Below are 6,663 nucleotides of genomic sequence, written 5' to 3'. Positions count from 1 at the left end.
GCCATTTTCTCGACCTCCCTCAGGCTGCTTTCTTGTTCTTGGTGGCTTCGCGCCAGGCGGCGACTGCCTTTTCGGCGGCCTCGGCCAGCGTGTCGGCGACGATCACCGCCTCGCCGGAGTCGGCCAGGATCTTGCGCCCTTCCTCGACCTTGGTGCCGGAAAGGCGCACCACCAACGGCACGTCGACGCCGACCTCGCGGATCGCCTTGATGACGCCTTCGGCCACCCAGTCGCAGCGGTTGATGCCGGCAAAGATGTTGACCAGGATGGTCTCGACTTGTTTGTCGCCGAGCACGGCGCGGAAGGATTTTGCCACGCGCTCCGGCGAGGCGCCGCCGCCGATGTCGAGGAAGTTGGCCGGCTCGCCGCCGGCGATCTTGATCATGTCCATCGTCGCCATGGCGAGGCCAGCGCCGTTGATGATGCAGCCGATATTGCCGTCCAGACCGACATAGGAGAGGCCGCGGTCGCTGGCGAAGGTCTCGCGCGGGTCTTCCTGGCTTTTGTCGCGCAGCTCGGAGATTTCCGGGCGGCGGAACAGCGCGTTCTCGTCGAACGACATCTTCGCGTCGAGCGCGACCAGGCTGCCGTCGCGCGTCACCACCAGCGGATTGATCTCCAGCATCGAGGCGTCGTAGTCGCGGAACACCTGGTAGCAGCCGAGGATGGTTTCCGTCGCCTTGCCGATCAGGCCGCTTTCGAGCCCGAGGCCGAAGGCGATCTCGCGCGCCTGAAAACCCTGCATGCCGACACCGGGATCGACGGTGGCGCGGATGATGGAATCCGGCTGCTTTTCGGAGATGTCCTCGATCTCCATGCCACCGGCTGCCGACGCCACGATCATGACGCGCTCTTCCTTCCGGTCGAGCACAAAGCCGAGATAGAGCTCCTGCGCGATGTCGACGGCTTCCTCCAGATAGAGGCGCGAGATCAGCTTGCCGCGCGGGCCGGTCTGCTGCGTCACCAGCTTGCGTCCGAGCATGGCTTCCGCGGCGTTGGAGATCTCCTCGTCATTCGAGCAGAGTTTTATCCCGCCGACTTTGCCGCGCGCGCCGGAATGAACCTGCGCCTTTAGCACCCATTTCGAGCCGCCGATCTCGCGCGCGCGGTAGGTCGCCTGCTCGGGGCTGTAGGCGAGGCCGCCGCGCGGCACATGCACGCCGTGGCGGGCAAGCAGTTCCTTGGCCTGGTATTCGTGGATGTCCATCTTGTCCTCCCAGTTTTTTTTTACTGCGCGGCGTGAACCTGGCCGGCGCGCTCGATCGCTTCGTTGACCACCAGCACATTGCGCGCCATGCGTTCCGACGCGGCGTCGATCATCTTGCCGTCGAGCGCGGCTGCGCCCTTGCCCAGCGCCTCCGCCTCCTTCAGCACCTCGAGGATGCGGCGGGCGCGGGTGACCTCTTTCTCCGGCGGCGAAAACACGTCGTTGGCCAAAGCGATCTGCGAAGGGTGGATTGCCCATTTGCCTTCAATGCCGAGCGCGGCGGCGCGCCTTGCGGCCGCCTTGTAGCCTCCGGGATCGGAGAAATCGCCGAACGGCCCGTCGATGGCGCGCAGGCCATAGGCGCGGCAAGCGACCGTCATGCGCGACAGCGCGAAATGCCACTGATCGCCGGGATAGTCGGGGTTGAGGCCGCCGATGTTGACGGTCCGCGCCTTGTTGCTCGCGGCATAGTCTGCGACGCCGAAATGCATCGCCTCCAGCCGCCCCGGCGTGGCGGCGATCGCCTCGACATTGGCCATGCCGAGCGCCGTCTCGATCAGCGCTTCCAGGCCGACGCGGGTCTTGAAGCCCTTGGCCATCTCGATCTGGTTGACCATGGCCTCGACCATATAGAGGTCGGCGGGCACGCCGACCTTCGGCACCAGAATGGTGTCCAGCTTGTCGCCGGCCTGTTCCATGACGTCGACGACGTCGCGGTACATGTAATGGGTGTCGAGGCCGTTGATGCGCACCGAGACGGTCTTGCCCTTGGCGCGCCAGTCGATGTCGTTCAGCGCCTGGATGATGTTCTTGCGGGCGCGCTCCTTGTCGGGCGGCGCCACCGCATCCTCGATGTCGAGAAAGACGAAGTCGGCGGCGCTGTTCGCCGCCTTGTCGATCATCTCCGGGCTGGAGCCCGGAACGGCCAGCTCGCTGCGCTGGAGCCTGAGTTTCTTCAGGTGGTTGATGGTGTGGCTCATGGCGCGCCCCTTATGCCGCCTTGGCGACTGGCATTTCGGCCGTGCGGCGGAAGTGCTCGATCGCCGCGGCGACGCCCGAGCCCGGCGCCAGGCGCACGCCGCAATCGAGCAGCGTCATTTCGGCCGCCGACAGCGAGGCCAGCACCATCACCTCGTTCAGCCAGCCGAGATGGCCGATGCGGAAGACCTTGCCGGCAACCTTGTTGAGGCCGCCGCCAAGCGATGTCTGGTAGGCGCTGTAGGCGCGTTTGACGACGTTGGCGCTGTCGATGCCCTCCGGCACCAGGATGGCGCTGACCGTGTCGGAGTGCCATTGCGGCGCCTTGGCGCAGAGCTTCAGGCCCCAGGCGTCGACCGCCTTGCGCACGCCTTCGGCCAGCCGATGGTGGCGGGCGAAGATGTTCTCCAGCCCCTCCTCGGCGATGAGGTCGAGCGAAGCGCGCAGGCCGCGCAGCAGCTGCGTCGCCGGCGTGTAGGGGAAATAGCCCGCGTCGTTGGTGCGGATCATGTCCTCGAAGGAGAAGTAGCAGTGCCGGTGCGTGGCGATCCGCGAAGCCGCAAGTGCCTTCTGGCTGACCGACAGGAAGCCGAGGCCGGCCGGCAGCATGAAGCCCTTCTGCGAACCGCTGACGGCGCAGTCGACGCCCCATTCCTCCTGACGGAAATCGATCGAGCCGATCGAGGAGACGCCGTCGACGAAAAGCAGCGCTGGGTGGTTCGCCGCATCGAGCGAGGCGCGGCAGCCGGCAACGTCGCTGGTGACGCCGGTCGCTGTCTCGTTCTGCGTGCAGAACACTGCCTTGATGCGATGCGCCTTGTCGGCCTTCAGCCGCTCCGCATAGAGGTCGAGCGGAACACCGGTGCCCCACTCGCAATCGATGACATCGACCTCGAAGCCGAGGCGCTCGGCCATGTCGACCCACAGATGCGAGAACTGGCCGAAGCGCGACATCAGCACCTTGTCACCGGGGCTGAGCACGTTGGTCATCGCCGCTTCCCAGGCGCCAGTGCCGGAGGACGGATAGATGAAGACGCGGCCGGTCTCGTTCTTGAAGACTCGTCTGATGTCCTCGAACAGCGGCAGCGTCAGGCTGGGGAAGGAGGCGGCGCGCATATCCTCCATCGGCAGGTTCATGGCCTGCCGGACCTGCTCCGGAATGTTGGTGGGCCCCGGGATGAAAAGATGCGTGAACCCAGCCATGCGAAATTCCTCCGATCGTTTTTGATTGTGGAGGAAGTTTCGTCCTGGCGAGGCTCGCCAACAACACCTTGCCGGGTAGGTTGTTGGCCCTTGCGGGTGGGATGGACCTACCCGTCTGGCCTACCCGATCGGCCTACCCGACAGGCGATTTGGACGTGCGTTGTTTCTCGCTGGAATAGAGTGCGACGGCCATGGCGCGATTGCGCACGTCCAGCTTGTCGTAGAGATTCTTCAGGTGGTATTTCACCGTGTTCTCGGAAATCCCTGTACGCGTGGCGATCTGCAAATTGGTCCAGCCGTCGGACAGCACCGCCAGCAGTTCCCGCTCGCGCACGGTGAGCCGGGACAAGGGCGTGTCGTTGACCTTGTTGATGTCGATATAGGGAATGCAGATGCGGCCATGCGCGACCGCCAGGATCGTCTCGAAGATCACCGGCGCCTCGTCGAACTGGAAGCAATAGCCTTGAGCGCCGAGGCGCACGCATTGCTTCAGGATGCCGATGTCATGGTCGTTGGAAAAGATCGTGATGCGCACGCCAAGCTCGCGGCTCTGAACTTCCGTCAGCACGTCGGCGCCGTCCATGTCGGCGAGCTTCCAGCCGACGACGGCGACATCGAACTGTGTGGCAGTGGCCATATCCAGGAATTGCGCGCCGCTGTGCACAACACCGAGCAGATCGAAGCGGCCGTCGCATTCCAGCATTTCGCGCAGCGCCGAAACGACGAAAGGATTGCGTTCGGCGACGACCACGCGAACGCGCTGCCCGCCAGCTGTTTCTTCCGTTTTCCGCGACGCGAGGTTCAAGGCCTGCCGCTCACCTTTTCGATTCCACCCATTCGTCGGCCTCTTCGGACCCTGTCATGACAATTCTGCCTCAACGGGGAAGGGGTGCTCTATCCCCAGCGACATGCGCTGTCGCGTCGGCTGGAGGTATTGTCACAGCGGCGACATGGGGTAGGTAAGCGATTCCGTGAGCAGGATTGCCGCGATATTTCTTCGGCTATTCCGGGCTCTAGCGCGACATCTTATCAAGACGAATCCTGTAGCCGCGCTATCTGCTGCAAAGGTCTGGGATTTCTCCGAAAGCGATTTCCGGTTTGCGGGGTCATGCGCTAGACCTCATTTCGAGATTCCTCGATGCGGGAGGCGCTGGTGGAAGGCCAGGACAGACAGACGACCGACGTCGCGCCCGCCGAGGAGCATCACGCCGACATCTATGGCGAGGACGGTGCCGTGCGCGCCTCCTTCCTTGCCCAGATCGGCGCGGCGATCGCCGACCGCGACACGATCACCCTCAAGCGCGAAGTCGACGACCTGCACCAGTCGGAACTCGGTGACGTGCTGGAGGCGCTTCATCCCGAACAGCGCCGCGCGCTGGTCGAGTTGCTTGGCTCCGATTTCGACTTCTCCGCGCTGACCGAGGTCGACGAGGCGATCCGCCTCGACATCGTCGACAATTTGCCCAACGCGCAGATCGCGCAGGCGGTGCAGGAGCTCGATTCCGATGACGCCGTCTACATTCTCGAGGACCTCGAGAAGGAAGACCAGGACGAGATCCTGTCGCAGCTGCCCTTCACCGAGCGCATCAGGCTGCGCCGCGCGCTCGACTATCCGGAAGAGACGGCCGGCCGGCGCATGCAGACCGAGTTCGTCGCCGTGCCGCCGTTCTGGACGATCGGCCAGACCATCGACTACATGCGCGAGGACAAGAACCTGCCCGAGCGCTTCAGCCAGATCTTCGTCATCGATCCGAGCTTCAAGCTGCTCGGCGCCATCGACCTCGATCAGATCCTGCGCACCAGGCGCGCGGTCAAGGTCGAGGAGGTCATGCATGAGACGCTGCACGCGATCCCGGCCACGATGGACCAGGAAGAGGCGGCCCGCGAGTTCGAGCAATATAATTTGCTCTCCGCCGCCGTGGTCGACGAGAACGGGCGGCTGGTCGGCGTGCTCACCATCGACGACGTGGTCGACGTCATCCAGGAGGAGGCGGAAGAAGACCTTCTGCGCATGGGCGGCGTCGGCGACGAAGAACTGTCCGACACCGTGCTCGCTACCTCGCGCTCGCGCGTGCCCTGGCTGCTGGTCAATCTGCTGACCGCCTTCCTCGCCGCGTCGGTGATCGGCCTGTTCGACCGCACGATCGAGCATATCGTGGCGCTTGCCGTGCTAATGCCGATCGTCGCCGGCATGGGCGGCAATGCCGGCTCGCAGACCATGACCGTCACCGTGCGGGCGCTGGCGACCAGGGACCTCGATATCTACAATTCCGCGCGCATCATTCGCCGCGAGCTCGGCGTCGGTTTCATCAACGGCGTGGTGTTCGCGGTGCTGATCGGCATGGTCGCCGGATTCTGGTTCCGCGACCCCAATCTGGGCGGCATCATCGCGGCGGCGATGATCATCAACATGTTCGCCGCGGCACTTGCGGGCATCCTGATCCCGCTGGTGCTTGATCGTTTCAAGATCGATCCGGCGGTTGCCTCGGCCGTCTTCGTCACCACCGTCACCGACTGTGTCGGCTTCTTCGCCTTTCTGGGGTTGGCGACGTGGTGGTTTAGAGTGCCCTAGGACAGTCGATATTCAGGTGAGGCCGGCCTGCAAATGGCGGTCTCTTGCGCTTCCGGTGCTCACGTACTTCAAGTACGCTCCGCTCCGGTTCTCAGAAACCACCATTTTCGACTCGGCCTGACCTGAATCTCGACAGTCCTTTGGCGAAAGTCGCTTCAATTGACTTTTACGTAAATGCCGTGCGAGGCTGCCGCGGGGTCAGGTGCCGATTCCGGCGCTGCATGGGTATCACAGTAGGGAAGGGCGACGCTGAACGTGGCGATGCCTTGGCTTGGGAGTGGGAATGCGGGAATATTACACGATCACCGAGCTGACACGGGAGTTCGACGTGTCGACGCGGACGTTGCGTTTTTACGAGGACGAAGGGCTGGTGCAGCCGGTGAGACGCGGCCGCACGCGGCTATTCCGGCCGTCCGACCGGCATCTCATCCGTCAGATCATGCGGGGAAAAAGGCTCGGCTTCTCGATCAACGAGATCCGCGAGATCATCCAGATGTACAAGGAGCCGCCCGGCGAGGTCGGCCAGCTAAAGCTGATGATCCGGCGTATCGAGGAAAAGCGCGAGGATCTGCGCCAGAAGCGGCGCGACCTGGAAGAGACGTTGGCCGAGCTCGACCAGGCCGAGGAATCCTGCGTCGAACGCCTGGTGGAGCTCGGCGTCAACACCTGAACGTGGCTGTCCCTTGTCGGGCGGTGTCTCCTC

The 6,663-nt window shown here is 63.9% G+C and carries 6 protein-coding genes; 2 read left to right on the top strand and 4 right to left on the bottom strand.

Features of this window, described 5'->3' with window-relative positions; genetic code table 11:
* Positions 1 to 19: 19 nt before the first annotated feature.
* From EOA24_RS23380 to EOA24_RS23365, 4 genes are all read right to left on the bottom strand, one after another.
* Complete coding sequence (locus EOA24_RS23380) at positions 20 to 1,207, bottom strand: malate--CoA ligase subunit beta (RefSeq protein WP_126082125.1); 1,188 nt, start codon at positions 1,205 to 1,207, stop codon at positions 20 to 22.
* Between the two features lie 20 nt (positions 1,208 to 1,227).
* The gene (locus tag EOA24_RS23375; RefSeq protein WP_126082126.1) at positions 1,228 to 2,187 is read right to left on the bottom strand and encodes a CoA ester lyase; all 960 of its coding nucleotides are present in this window, start codon (positions 2,185 to 2,187) and stop codon (positions 1,228 to 1,230) included.
* Positions 2,188 to 2,197: 10 nt separating this feature from the next.
* Positions 2,198 to 3,388 (bottom strand): aminotransferase class V-fold PLP-dependent enzyme, encoded by a 1,191-nt coding sequence (locus EOA24_RS23370; RefSeq protein WP_126082127.1) that lies wholly within the window; start codon positions 3,386 to 3,388, stop codon positions 2,198 to 2,200.
* 133 nt (positions 3,389 to 3,521) lie between these two features.
* Positions 3,522 to 4,139 carry a response regulator transcription factor gene (locus EOA24_RS23365; RefSeq protein ID WP_281059483.1) on the bottom strand — a complete coding sequence of 206 codons (618 nt, stop codon included), beginning with the start codon at positions 4,137 to 4,139 and terminating at the stop codon, positions 3,522 to 3,524.
* A 387-nt stretch (positions 4,140 to 4,526) separates the two neighbouring features.
* On the opposite strand from EOA24_RS23365, the gene mgtE reads away from it, so the two are divergent.
* A complete protein-coding gene (gene mgtE / locus EOA24_RS23360; RefSeq protein WP_126082129.1) occupies positions 4,527 to 5,960 on the top strand; it encodes a magnesium transporter in 1,434 nt (477 codons plus the stop codon).
* 283 nt (positions 5,961 to 6,243) lie between these two features.
* Positions 6,244 to 6,630, top strand: a complete 387-nt coding sequence (locus tag EOA24_RS23350; protein ID WP_112100024.1) for a MerR family DNA-binding transcriptional regulator — start codon at positions 6,244 to 6,246, stop codon at positions 6,628 to 6,630.
* The last annotated feature ends 33 nt before the right edge of the window (positions 6,631 to 6,663 follow it).

The organism is Mesorhizobium sp. M2A.F.Ca.ET.039.01.1.1, assembly GCF_003998035.1.
Lineage (GTDB): Bacteria > Pseudomonadota > Alphaproteobacteria > Rhizobiales > Rhizobiaceae > Mesorhizobium.
The sequence above is the reverse complement of the archived record's forward strand: the minus strand, read 5'-3'. Positions and strand labels throughout refer to the sequence as shown.